At 50.5% G+C, this 14,155-nt stretch carries 6 protein-coding genes; 5 read left to right on the forward strand and 1 reads right to left on the reverse strand.

Annotation, left to right across the window (positions count from 1 at the left end):
• The first annotated feature begins 143 nt into the window (after positions 1–143).
• The gene (locus tag NST40_RS06810; RefSeq protein WP_143761898.1) at positions 144–6,824 is read left to right on the forward strand and encodes an S-layer homology domain-containing protein; all 6,681 of its coding nucleotides are present in this window, start codon (positions 144–146) and stop codon (positions 6,822–6,824) included.
• A gap of 168 nt (positions 6,825–6,992) precedes the next feature.
• Here the strand turns inward: NST40_RS06810 and NST40_RS06815 are convergent, their stop codons facing one another.
• Positions 6,993–7,829 carry an AraC family transcriptional regulator gene (locus NST40_RS06815; protein WP_076185376.1) on the reverse strand — a complete coding sequence of 279 codons (837 nt, stop codon included), beginning with the start codon at positions 7,827–7,829 and terminating at the stop codon, positions 6,993–6,995.
• Between the two features lie 180 nt (positions 7,830–8,009).
• Here NST40_RS06815 and NST40_RS06820 point away from each other — a divergent pair, with 180 nt between their 5' ends.
• The 4 genes from NST40_RS06820 to NST40_RS06835 all read left to right on the forward strand — a co-directional run bounded on the left by NST40_RS06820 (position 8,010) and on the right by NST40_RS06835 (position 14,113).
• Entirely contained in the window at positions 8,010–9,152 is a 1,143-nt protein-coding gene (locus tag NST40_RS06820; RefSeq protein ID WP_076276647.1) for a DUF2264 domain-containing protein, read from the forward strand.
• Between the two features lie 73 nt (positions 9,153–9,225).
• The gene (locus NST40_RS06825; protein ID WP_076276646.1) at positions 9,226–11,034 is read left to right on the forward strand and encodes a heparinase II/III family protein; all 1,809 of its coding nucleotides are present in this window, start codon (positions 9,226–9,228) and stop codon (positions 11,032–11,034) included.
• Positions 11,035–11,106: 72 nt separating this feature from the next.
• Complete coding sequence (locus NST40_RS06830; protein ID WP_076276645.1) at positions 11,107–12,243, forward strand: glycoside hydrolase family 88 protein; 1,137 nt, start codon at positions 11,107–11,109, stop codon at positions 12,241–12,243.
• A 19-nt stretch (positions 12,244–12,262) separates the two neighbouring features.
• Complete coding sequence (locus NST40_RS06835; protein ID WP_081387474.1) at positions 12,263–14,113, forward strand: DUF2264 domain-containing protein; 1,851 nt, start codon at positions 12,263–12,265, stop codon at positions 14,111–14,113.
• Positions 14,114–14,155 lie beyond the last annotated feature (42 nt).

Consider the following 14,155-nt stretch of genomic DNA (forward strand, 5'->3'; position numbering starts at 1 on the left):
ATTTGACCTGGCAGTTGCATGCTTCATAGGCTGCCAGGTTTTTTTATAAGTCAAAGGGGTCTGTATAACTCTAGTAATTATTCATTTAACAATAAAATGAATACGCTTTCTTTTATTATTGGCCATCAAAGGAGGAGAAGAGAATGAACAGAGAGCACGTTCGAAAAAGGCTTTTCTCAATAACGATGACTACTGCGCTCGTAGTTGGGATGTTTCCGGCATTCACTCTGCCTGCAGCCTCTGCTGCTACCGTAAATTCTATCTACGCTGCCGCCCATATGGGGGCTACAACAATTGCAGATACTACTCTGCCAGCCAGCATTGATATCGGAGGCCAGAGCACAGCAGTGAACTGGAATATTGGAGCAGATACCTTTGCCGTGCCATACGATGCCGTGACCGTCAGCGGTACAGCAAACGGGGGGCCGGTCGTAGCCAGTGTGGAAGTTATTCCGCCCGCAAGTAATCCGTTGGTTTACTTTGTGGATAGCGGCAGAGGGGGCGATTCCGTAGGCAACGGGCCTACTTCCTCGCCGCTGTACGAAGCGGTCCGCACGCTGAGCGGCAGCGATTTGCTCAACCAGTCACCCGACCAGAAGTATATCAGCGGTACGGCGGACTGGGGATTTGATGATTCCGTAAACAAGGTCAAGAATTCCAAAGACGGGGGACTTACCGATCCAGCCACCGATCCGTCCCTATGGACTGTCGGACTTCGTGCCGACCCTGCCAGCAATCATATCGTGTATAAATTAAAAGCGCTTGAAGCTGGAACCTATACGCTCAGCAGCGGTTTCCATGATTGGTACGGCAGCCGCTCCCGTGTAATACGTCCTCAGATCGAGTATAAGGATGCTATCGGGGCAACCAAGACGATCTTGTTTGACCAGTTCAACACTAATGTGACTAAGCTAATTTCCGGCGAATTCACCATTCCTGGAGACATTGACGTTAGTAGTCCAATGACGTTGACTTACGCCTATGTTGCTGACGAAAAACCTATTTTGAGCTGGTTCGCCGTTGCCAAGGGCGGAATCAAGAAACAGATCGAAGAGGCTACACAGAGCGCAGCTTCTATGGTCAAGGTTCTGCTTGACGGCAACGATATCCAAGCTGACAATGTCAACGGCCTCACATTCAAGGGATTTGGCGTACTAAGCGCTAACAGCACCAGTGCGCTTTTGATGGACTATAAGTCAGAGCATCCAGAGGCTTATGCAGAAATGCTACAGATCTTGTTTGGTGGAGAACATCCGCTCATGACGCATGTGAAAATCGAGATGGGCAATGACCGCAATAACTCCACGGGACCTGACCCGGCGACTATGCGTACGGCCGATGAAGAGGCAAATGTTACCCGGCATCCCGGCTTCCAGCTTGCCGCAGATGCCAAGGCAGTGAACCCTGATCTTAAAGTGAGCATCCTGCGATGGAGTGCTCCGGCCTGGGCGAATAACAACGACAAAATCTATACCTGGTACAAAAAAACCATTCTGGCCGCTTATCGTGAATACGGTTATATGGCCGATTACGTTAATCCTTATATCAACGAGCACGCTCCAGATTTGGCGTGGACCAAACAGTACGCTGAGAGAGTCAAGACTGACAGCGAAGGCTTCAACAGCACCGAAGAGCGGGAACTGTACAACCGGATCAAGTCTGTGATATCCGATGAAGTCGGGATTGGCAGTTTCGGTGCCAGTATGGTGAGTGATCCTTCTCTGCGGGAAGCCGTGCCGATCGCTGGATACCACTACAACACGGACGACGACAGCGCAGGCAATTTCAAAAAACTTGCAGAACAATATGATATTGAGGTTTGGAACAGCGAGGCGCAGTCTACCTTCAGTAATTCCTCTTTCCGTCCCAACAACAATATGAAAGATCCTACAGTGGCAGGAACAGGAATTGGTGGTGTCGGCAGTCCGCTGGAGATGAGTAACACGATTATTAAAGGATTCGTTAACTCCCGCCGGACACACTTTATTTACCAACCCGCCATTGGTTCCTTTTATGAAGGCGGACAATATTCCTTCAAGGAATTGGTCAGCATGCGCGATCCGTGGTCGGGATGGATTCATTATGATGCGGGTCTTGTCACTCTGCAGCATTACAGCTGGTTTGCGAATGTAGGCTGGGAGAACGAGGATAATACTGCTGGGATCTGGCGAGCGGTTCCTCAAGCCAGCTCTACAGGTGCGACAGGCACCAATCCGGTCAGCGGCCGCAACGGTTCCCCTAGCTATATAACCCTTGCAGCACCTGATAAAAAAGATTTCTCGACGGTTATCGTGAACGATAGCGAGTATTCCAAAATCTACAAACTGCAGACAGTCAATATGGCTTATACGGGTAATCCATCCATGGAAGTATGGGAAACCCGTGCCGCTGATGCAGGAGAAGCGTTCAACAGCAATTATATGCAGTATCTCGGTGATGTCACTGCTGATGGCAGCGGGGTGTATACCGTTAAGGTTAAACCGTATTCGACCGTGACTGTGTCTACTTTGAAGAACAAGGACAAAGAAGAATATAATACACCGCTGCCTGTAGAAGGCGAGCGTACCGTACTGGATACTGATGCTACAGGAGCGGGACACAGTACTGTGGACAACATTTTGTACGCTGATGATTTTGACTATTCCAAGCAGACTGTTGTGAAGATTGGTGCAGGTGGTCAATCTGAGGGTACCCAGAGTTATATCGAATCCCGCGGCGGTTCCCAAAGTGTTATCCCGCGTTATACCCATGACCGCAACGGGGCATTTGAGGCCTATCTTCCGGAGGGGTCAGACAATTATATCCTGCGGCAGCAGCTGGACACGGGAACCATGGGACTTGGCGGCACATGGAACAGCGGAGATCCCGTAACGGCCATCGGCGACAACCGGTGGATGAACTACAAGGCCAGTGTTGATGTTTCGTTCGAAACAAACAATACTCAGGGCGGAGCCAATTATGCTGCGATAGGCGCCCGTTATCAGGGAGGTGGCAGTTCCCACTCCATAACCGGTACACCGTATGTGCTGAAATTCTGGTTCGACGGCGGCTGGCAGCTGCTGGTCAACAATAGCGCAGTTGCGAGCGGAAATGCCGCGAACGGTTCCGGCGGCGTGAAGATCGACGGATTCGATACCGCATATGACGCATGGCATAATATTGCCGTTCAGGTTACGGGCGATAAAGTGACTGCCTATCTGGATGGGGTGAAGCTGGCTTCCTATACCGATCCTACTCCTGAATTGTCCGGCCGGGTAGATCTGGCCAGCGGCTACTATCACGTCCGCTTCGATAATTTGAAGGTGGAGAAGGTTGAGGGCTACACGCCGTATTATTCAGAGCTTCTAGACAATCTTGAGATGTATGACCTGGCTGCGGCTCCGAACCCTAAACTGATATATACCGGGTCGTGGAGCCATATAAATGGAGCGGGCATGTACATTTACCAGCGTTCTCTTTCTACCAGCCAGGCTGTAGACGCTGCAATGGAATATACGTTTGAAGGCACCGGACTGGATATTCTAGGAGCGAATAACGGATCGGCGAAGCTTGAGGTAACGGTGGACGGAAAAGTTATTGTTCTATCGGCTGATACATTAGCTTCCAAGGAGCTGTACCAGACGTACGCACTCCGCGGGCTTAAATATGGCCAGCACCATGTGCAGATAAAGGTGGTAAGCGGCACCTTGGTTGTCGACGCGGTGGCGGTTGTTTCCGGGGAAGTAACCGGTACTGTAGATACTGCTGCTCTTCAGGCGGCGGTAACAGCCGCGAAAGAAATGAACAAAAAGGATGAATATTCGGACAGAGACTGGCAGCTCTTCGTAGATGCACAGAGCGCTGCACAGGAAGCACTGGATAATCCTATTTTATACAAATTGGATCAGGAAGGAGTTACTCAGCTTGAAGCACGCCTGATCTCCGCCCAGAACCAGTTGACTACGGGAGATATACGGGAGCTTGTCGCTCCTCAGGATTTGGCTACTTATGCTGGAAAACTGCCGAATCTTCCAGACAAGGTGGAAGCCACTCGGGCAGACGGATCCAAATTGCTGGTATCAGTAAAGTGGAATGTAAATGCGGCCAGCTTCAACAATCCGTATGAACGGGTAGCTGTAACCGGTACTTATGGAAATCTGAAAACAACTTGTTATGTGGAAGTGGTGCCGGAGGGGCTCTTATACTTCCTCGATGCTGGTGTATCGGTGGACGGTATCACGCCGCCGTATACGTTAATCAAGGATTTTGTAGGTGACAGCTTGCTTAATAACAAGGCGGATCAGCCTTCGACAGGCAATGGCGTATGGGGGCATACCAGTACTAAGTACCTCCTCAAGGGGCTTGGTGGCGCTGTAGTTCCTTCTGATAAAAGTCAGACAGGTGTTTATGGTTCCGATACAAAAAATAATCCACTTGTATACCTGCTCCCTTTGAACGCAGGCAAATATACGATTACGTCATTCCATCGGGACTGGTGGAACAACACCAACCGCACGATGGATATTACGCTCAGCTATATTGACGCTGAAGGGAAAGAAGTGACCAAACCGGTCCGAACCGGCCTCGTCGCAGGTCCTAATGGCGCTATGATTAACTATGACTTTTCGCTTCCGGTGAGCGGTAGTGTGAAATACTCAATAAACAATACGTATTCAGGCAATCAGGCTGCATTGATCAGCTATGTGGCTGTAGCTAGAGATAAAGCCAGCGTTGCTAATGAGCAGGCTGTAAATGAGGCTAAGAGTATCATAGAAGGTGCGGTATACAGCGTGCAGAAGGAAGCGGCAAACAGCGAAGAAGCTGTCCAGACTTGGCTGCTGCAGACGATAGGCGCTCTGCCCGGTCTCAATGATACCGGAGTTACGATCGGTGAGATTACCTTGTCTTCCTTCCAAGAAGCAACCGATGAGACTAACGGCAGCTTCAGCTTTACGGTATCACTGAGTAAGGGAGAGGCCACAGCGGACAGTTCGGTGAGCGGAACAATCAAGCTGCCGGAACCGGATACTGTTCAGCCTTTGATTACTCTGTTAGGTGATGCAATAGTGAATTTGCACATCGGTTCTGAATATACAGATGCAGGAGCGACTGCTTATGATGACAAGGATGGTGATATTACAGACCGTATAACTACAACAGTTAGCAGTGAAGTATACGGGTTGACTGCTCTCGATACAGCGAAAGCTGATATTTATACCTTCCATTATAATGTCAGCGATACTGCGGGCAATGAGGCTGAAGAAGTGACAAGAAAAGTAGTCGTTGCACTTGATCCGGATGTAATGAAGCCGGTGATTACACTGCTTGGTGAACCGTCCATTCAACTGGAAAATGGCGCAAGCTATATGGATGCCGGAGCGACAGCGGTAGATGACCGTGACGGCGACATTACGGAGCACATTGTAGCAACGATTACGAAGAATGAGGAGAATGTGCTGGCACTGGACACTAAGGCGGCAGGCATCTACACCTATCATTATAATGTGAGTGATGCGGCGGGCAACGCGGCTATCGAAGTGACTAGAACCGTGACAGTGGGCGAAGCAGAGCAACCTCCGGTAGTGACACCAACACCAACACCAACACCGACATCGACGCCGGAACCGGAGCCAACAACAGCACCAACATCTACGCCGGCGCCAACGGAAGCACCAGTGTGGACGGTAGCACCGACACCAGCAGTCACCCCGTCCCCAACGCCAACACCGCTGCCGCAGACCGAAAAGGTTCTTGATCCAAAGGATTTCACGGCACCGGTTGGAGGAGTAATAACGGTTCAGCTTACTGAAGCTACAGAATCCGTGCTCCTTCCAGCAGGACTATCAGGAATCATCGGAGAGAACACTCTACGTCTGGCTTGGAGTAAGGTTGCTATCGATCTGACCCCAGAAGTGCTGAAGAGCATTCAAGAAAAAGCTACTGGAGGTCAAACGGAGGGGGCGCAAATTAAGCTCTCAGCAGTGAAGGTATCCAGAGATGCTGTGGAACAGTTAATCAATAATCCGGCTGTTAATGGTTCCGTACATTTATCTGCGGCGAGTGATGTGATTAACTTCAGCTTGGAGGTTGTTGCTGCCAACGGCACTGCTGTAACGGTAACTGCTTTTGATAAACCGTTGACACTTACGTTCAACGTAGATCCGGATGCCAATACAAGCTTGCTCGGCAGCTACTATATTTCTGCAAATGGTGCGCTTGAATTCATGGGCGGAACGTTGACTAATGGTAAATGGACTGCTGAAATACGGCATTTCAGCCAGTATGCAGTCCTGGAATACGATAAGCTGTTCACAGATGTCAGCAGTGATAGCTGGGCCAGCAATGTGATTAAGACCATGGCTGCGAAGCATATTATTGAAGGCATTTCCAGTACGGAGTTTAATCCGCAAGGGGATGTAACTAGGGCACAATTCGCTGCTATGATTGCACGCGCGCTTGGGCTTAAGGCAGGAAGCCATGCAACATTTGGTGATGTGGATTCCAAAGCCTGGTATGCCGAAGCCGTGGCAGCTGTTAGCGGAACGGGTATCGTGCTCGGACGCAGTGCGGATTCGTTCGCCCCGGATCAGAGCATTACCCGCGAGGAAATGGCTGTGATGATCGTTCGTGCTTATGAATATTTGCAGGGAAGCGAGACCAATGAACCTGCTGTAGGATCGTTCAGTGATTATTCCCGGATTCATGACTGGGCGAAGAACGCAGCAAACATCGCCGAACAGGCGGGACTGATCAAGGGACGCGGCAATAAGCAATTCGCGCCACAAGAGACGATGACCCGTGCCGAAGGTGCGCAAGTTATCTCCAATCTGCTGGGATATTTGTAAGTAGCATTTCAAAGAACCTGGCAGGCTGCATTAAGCGGGCTGCCAGGTTCTTTATAGATTTGGAGAGGCGGGGGAGTGCTTAGGAAAACAGCGGCCGGAAGTCCAACTATTCACCGCAGTAGCGATTGCATCTTTTTTTGAAAAATCCTTGAATTTGAGTTTTAAAGCTCAGCTTCTTTTACTATATTTTCCGGGTGGAATGCCCGTGATGTTCTTGAAGGTACGGATGAAATTGGCATAATCGTTAAAGCCGGACAGATAGCAGGTATCGGATACGGAGTTCCCGGCGGACAAGAGCTGCTTGGATAACGCAATTTTTTTGAGCAAGACGTAACGGTAGATGGTTCCGCCTGTCTGCTGTTTGAACAGATGGCTGAGATAATATTTATCGACGTTCAGTTCTCCAGCGATTTGCTCCAGTGACAGATTTAGATGCAAGTGGTTGTCGATATAGCTCATGGCTGATTGAATATGTGAGGAAATGATGCTGGGCACGGTAGATCGGGTGCGGCTGTACAGCTCATTGATGAGGACGAGGATCTGAACCAGGTAGGTCAGAGCCAGAACTTCGCTCCCGTACTGCTGATTCTCTAATGTCTCAATCAGGCGGGAAGCAAGGGTTGTATACTCTTCAATCAGCGGTTCATCCATTTGCGCGAGATTATGCTCTCCGGGCTGGCGGTTCTGGAAACAAGCGAGCAGATTTGTAGATGCGGTACAGAAGGGATAGACAAGCGGAGCTTTGAAATGGATTGTCAACCGTTCATAGGGCTCCGGAGATAAATTGATGATTTTATGAATCTCGTGATTGTTGAACAACAGGACATTGCCCCGCTGCAGGGGATAGCTGAACTGATCTACAAAACCGTTCACCTTGCCGCCCAAGAACAGGAAAATTTCATAGTGGTCATGGATGTGGAAATCCCTGGTAGGTGAGATCGGCGAATTTCCGATACCTGCCAGAATATCTCCATCGAACGGCTCATAATACTGGGCATGCTTCATTGGAACTGCCCCTTTCAGATTGATCACAATATACGCAATAAAACATCATTATTCGCAAAGACATTGCAATAATACAACACTAAACTATAGTAGAAGATTACGCAATATAACAAGATTCAGGCGTTAGGCAAGAGAAGTAGCTGTAGCTGATTAGATGCAATTGAAAGGGTGGAATTGTGCATGAATGGGAAGGAACAGCGTAAATACTGGCTGGATACAATGCTGCTGATCGGGGGGCCTGTGCTGAATGCTTTGGCTGAGCGGAAATTAAAGGAACAGTTGCCTACAAAGTTTCATAGTGACCGGAGCCAGTTTGCCCATTTGGAGGCTTTTGCTAGATTGGCATGTGGAATGGCCCCTTGGCTTGAGCTAGAGGGACTTGAGGGTGAGGAAGAACAGCTTAGAGCGCGTTATGCCGGGCTAATGCTGGAAGCCATTGATGCCGCTGTTGATCCGAATTCACCTGACTATATGGAATTCAAGGCTGAAGGCCAACCGCTGGTTGATGCGGCATTCCTGGCACATGCGCTGGTGCGTGCACCAAAGCAGCTTGCCGGCAAGCTGAGTGCGCGGGTCAAAGGCAATGTAATAACAGCGCTGAAGCAGACACGCCGGACAGCGCCAAGCGGCAGCAACTGGCTGCTGTTCAGCGCAATGGTGGAAGCCGCTTTGTATATACTTGGCGATCCTGAATATGACCGGATGCGCGTTGGCTATGCGGTCCATATGTTCATGGATTGGTATAAGGGCGACGGAGTTTACGGGGATGGCAAGGACTTTCACTGGGATTATTACAACAGCTTTGTTATTCAGCCGATGCTGGTGGATGTGGTAGCACTTTTTGAACAGGAGTCGGAGCAATATTCCGCATTGAAACCGCTGATTCAGCAACGGGCACAGCGATACGCTACTGTTCTCGAACGGGTCATTGCACCGGATGGAACCTATCCCTTTATCGGGCGTTCGATCGTTTACCGTTTTGGGGCGTTTCAACTGCTGTCGCAGGCGGCGCTGCAGCATTTTTTGGAGGAAGCATTGCCCCCTGCACAGGTACGCTGCGCTTTGACAGCTGTGATTACGCGAATTATGGAATATCCGGGTACGCTTGATGAGTCCGGATGGCTACGTCCGGGGGTATACGGTTATCAGCCGGAGCTTGCGGAGAGCTATATCAATACAGGCAGTCTTTATTTATGCGCCTCCGTATTCCTCCCGCTGGGGCTGCTCCCTTCTGATCCTTTCTGGTCAGGGGAAGAGATGAAATGGACTTCACTAAAAATTGCAGCCGGTGAGGATGTTATGAGAGATCATGCCTTGGAATAAAAAGTATTCAGCCATATTAGTGAAGAATAAGATGCTTCGCGGATCTGACTGACCTATAAGGAGGAAAAAAGGCATGAATAAACAGATGCTTTTGGAAATAGTGCATAAAATGAAGCCAGTCGATCTGAGCTTGTATTATCCAAAGGGGGAGGCGGCGGCTTTTTGGAAACGGGCGTTATCATCGGGAGTACTACAGGCAGATATCAGCGAGATCCGCGCGGAGGCGGTAAGACTGGACGGGCAGTCTATACCTGAACTGTCGTATACGTTATTTTCCACTTATTCGCGTACGGGTTCGAGGCTGGAATATGAACGGGTCTATTTTGAACGGAGAAGAAGGCTGAATACTTATGTATTTCTGGCTTTGCTGGAGCCGGATCATCCGGAAGTACTGGAGAAGCTGGAGGACATCCTCTGGGCTATTTGCGATGAGTACACCTGGTGTCTTCCGGCCCACCTCCCAGCGGATCATAATGCAGCTGATATCAACCGGTATATTGATCTGTTTTCTTCCGAGACCGGATTTACTTTAAGTGAAGTTTTACTTTTGCTCGGGGAACGACTTTCGCAGCTTCTGAGATCCCGAATCCACCATGAAGTAGAGCGGAGACTGTTTCGTCCATTTCTTGAAAATGGTCCTTATGATTGGGAGACAGCGCGGCATAATTGGGCAGCGGTCTGTGCGGGATCAATCGGGGCTGCTGCCTTGCTGTCTGTGGAGGACCCAGCCATGCTTTCGGATATTCTGCTGAGGACAGAGCGCGCCATGTTGTATTACCTGGAAGGGTTCGGTGAGGACGGTGCCTGTCTGGAAGGCCTTGGGTACTGGAATTATGGGTTTGGTTATTTCACTTATTATAGCGATCTCCTCTGTTCCAGAAGCGCAGGCAGACTGGACTGGTTCAACCAAGAGAAGGTAGCGCGAATCGCGCGCTTCCAACAAAAATGTTTCATTGACGGAAGTCATGTAGCCAATTTCTCTGATTCAGTGCCTCAGGTGCTAGTACATATGGGATTGTCCCATTATCTGGCGGAAGTCTGTACGGATGTCGAACGCCCCCCATCCGCTTTGCGCGCTCCTTACACTGAAGATCATTGCAGCCGCTTTGCACCGGCTTTCCGCAATCTGATCTGGACCAGGGCTGGCAAGGAGGACGAAGCTTGGCGAGCCGCCAGCTATTATCTCCCTGATGCCGCTTGGCTTGTCTCGCGTCATGTGTCGGAGGCGGGTTCATTCGGATTCGCCGCCAAGGGCGGGCACAATGCTGAACCGCATAACCATAATGATCTGGGACATTTCATTCTGAGCGGCCGGGGAGAGATCTACGCATCCGATCTTGGAAGCGGAGAGTATACTGCTGATTATTTTGGGGCTGGCCGTTACCAGTATGACTGCAATGGATCGCAGGGTCATTCGCTGCCGATCATTGATGGCCAGTATCAGCTGGCCGGTCGGGCGTTCAGCTCCACAGTGCTGCATGCATCGGCGGAGGAGAATGATGAGCTGACACTGGATCTGACACAGGCGTATCAGGTAACAGGACTACAGTCCTTAATCCGTTCGTTCGTCTGGCATAAAGAGGAATGTCCTCGGCTGGAGCTTACAGACACTTACCGGTATGCGGGAATTCCGGCGAGCTGGACGGAGCGGTTTGTCACCTGGCGTGAGCCGAAGCTCCTTCATCCGGGTACCTTGCTGCTGCCGGGGACTACGGCTCGCGGCGTTGAAGTGACTTACGATTCACTGAAAGTTGAGCCGGAGATTACTGTGCATGTGTACCGGGATCATTTTGGTATGGAGAAGCTCTGGTATAGTCTGGACTTCCATGTGCTTCAGCTTGGCGCGGTGGGCAAACTGGTATTCACTTTTCAATTTCTATAAAAGATGGGCCTGAGCTTATAAAAAGTCCTCTATCAGAGGGTAGAGGCTAATTCGAATAAAGGCGGGATTTAGATGAGTAGATTAGTAAAGCAAGCTTGGGTAGACGAGGCTTGGGGCAAAGCCTTGGAGAAGACTAGAACGAACAGTCGGAGAATCGGTGCAGAATTCCCCCATGCCAGTCAAGGCGGCAAATACGTGCTTGAAGCACCAAACTGGTGGACAGCCGGCTTTTGGCCGGGAATGCTCTGGCAGCTCTATGCTGAGAGTGGTGATGAGGATTTGAAAGCGGTTGCTGAGCAGTGTGAGGAACGGCTTGACGAGGTGCTGGATGGTTATGTGAAGCTGGACCATGATCTAGGCTTTATGTGGCTGTTGACCAGTGTTGCGAACTATAAGCTCACGGGCAGAGAAGCATCACGAGTCCGGGCGTTGAAGGCAGCCAACTATCTGGCGGCCCGCTTCAATCTGAAAGGACGCTACATCCGGGCCTGGAATCCATGGAGTGAAGGCGAGGATAACAGCGGGGTAGCCATTATCGATTGCTGCATGAATACCAGCCTGCTTTTTTGGGCTTCCGAAGTAACAGGGGATCCACGTTATCGGCATATCGCTGAGGCGCATATGGATACGGTGCTGGAGCATTTCATCCGGCCGGATGGTTCGGTTTATCACATCGTCAAATTTAACCCGGAATCGGGCGAAGTGGTTGAAAAGCTTGGCGGGCAAGGTTATGCGCCCGAGTCGGCTTGGTCGCGCGGGGCAGCCTGGGCGCTCTACGGACTGTCATTGGCCTATCATCATACGGGCAAGCAGAGTTACCTCAATGCATCCAAGCAGGTCGCGCATTTCTTCTTGACCCGTCTGCCCGAAGATCACGTTCCACATTGGGATTTCCGTGCTCCCGGTGAAGTTGGGGAGATTCGGGATAGCTCTGCAGGTTCCTGTGCAGCGAGTGGCTTGCTCCTGCTGGCTAGCCAGGTGGACGACTCGGAGGCTCATGTGTATCGGAACGGGGCTATAAGAATTACTGAATCCCTTTATCGGAATTATGGAACTTGGGACAATGCAGAAGAAGAAGGATTGCTGCTTCATGGTACGAGTAACTATCCTGAGAATCGAAATATAGATGTTCCGCTTATCTATGGTGATTTCTTCTATGTCGAAGCGCTAGCCCGGCTAAAAGAAGCCGGACCGTTCTACTGGGAATAGGGGGGATATGATGCAGACCATGAAGGCTTCTACTACTATAGCTATTAATCCGCTGAAGACCCGGGAGGATCTGGTCTCTGCTCTTGAACAGCTTACAGATCCGCTTCGGCCGCTCTACAGCAGAGGCGGCGCACGGCTGGCAATCGGCGGAACAGGAGCGAGCTATCCAGCAGCAACTGCAGAAATGGAAGGTTTCTCCCGGGTATTGTGGGGCTTAGTGCCCCTGCTCATGGGAGGCGGAGAAAGCGGGCTTTGGGATACTGTGCTGGATGGCATACGCCACGGCACGGATCCTGCCCATGAAGAATACTGGGGTGAAGTTCAAGATTATGACCAGCGTCTGGTAGAGATGGCGGTCTTCGGTTTCGCCTTAGCCGCCATTCCTGGACAGATCTGGTCACCACTTACCCAGAAGGAACAGGAGCTATTGTACAGTTGGCTGAATCAGATTAATTCCCATCCTTGCTATGACTGCAACTGGCTGTTCTTCAACGTGCTGGTTAATGTTGGATTCCGCAGAATCGGCCGCCCCTACGACGCGGAGCAGCTGGAGAACAATCTGAAGCGAATGGATGATTTTTATCTGGGTGATGGCTGGTACAGTGATGGAATTAACGGGCATAGCGATTATTATGTTCCTTTTGCCATCCATTACTATGCGTTACTGTACGCGAAGCTGATGGAACAGGAGGACCCGGAACGTTCACAGGTGTTCAAAGAACGGGCCCGGCTTTTTGCCACCGAATTCTTGGGCTGGTTCGCTCCGGACGGATCTGCCCTTCCTTATGGAAGGAGCTTAACCTACCGCTTTGCCCAGTCTGCTTTCTGGAGCGCCCTCGTCTATGCAGGCGTTGAAGTATTCCCTGTAGGTGTGGTCAAAGGATTAGTACTGCGCAATTTGCGCTGGTGGTTCAGCCAACCGATCTTTGATGCCGGAGGCGTTCTGACGATTGGTTATACCTACCCCAACTTGGTCATGGCGGAGAATTATAACGCTCCCGGTTCGCCCTACTGGGCGTTAAAGACATTCCTGCCATTGGCTCTCAGCGCGGAGCATCCATTCTGGAAAGAAGAGGAACTGCCGCTGCCGGATATTCCTGCAGTTATAGTCCAGAAACCTGCGCATCTTGTCATTGTCCGCGAACCTGCTTCCGGCCATGTGGCTGCCTTCAACAGTGGTCATCTATATACGAATGAGCATACCCACACGTCTGCCAAGTATGAGAAATTCGTATACTCAACAGGCTTCGGGTTCAGCGTACCCCGCTCCGAATGGGGATTGTCTCAAGGGGCATTTGATTCCATGCTCGCTCTAAGTGAGAGCGGGGACAACTTGTATCGGGTCAGACGGCGGAATATGGAGTCAAAAATTGTGGACAATGTGCTGCACTCCGTCTGGAAGCCATGGACTAATGTGGAGGTTCGGACCTGGATCGTTGCTGGGCTGCCCTGGCATATTCGGATACACCGGATCGAGACCGGACGACCGTTGGACGCCGCAGAGGGCGGCTTCGCGCTTGGTCAGGAAGCGGGGGTGGAACAGCAGATCGGCCTTACAACCGCGGCAGTATCTACAGCATGGGGAACAAGCGGAGTCAAGGGTTTGATCGGCTACGAAAAGGCTGAGCTAATTTGGCCTAATGCCAACACAAACCTGCTTCATCCCCGGACTGTTTTGCCTACACTGACGACTTTCCTTGAGCCTGGAATCCATTGGCTGGCTTCGGCTGTATACGGTGATCCGTCGGGAGATTCTTGCGGCGGTATTATAGAACAATTACCTGAGTCTATTTTGAAGGTTACTTTTGATAAGGACATCATAAAGGTTCTTACGTCTAGTGAAGCGGAATTTATTATCAGAAGAGAGTGAGAATTACCGCTAACAACATTGTGTTAAAAAGACAAGTAATTG

This window comes from Paenibacillus sp. FSL R10-2778 (genome assembly GCF_038593035.1).
Lineage (GTDB): Bacteria > Bacillota > Bacilli > Paenibacillales > Paenibacillaceae > Paenibacillus_AQ > Paenibacillus_AQ odorifer.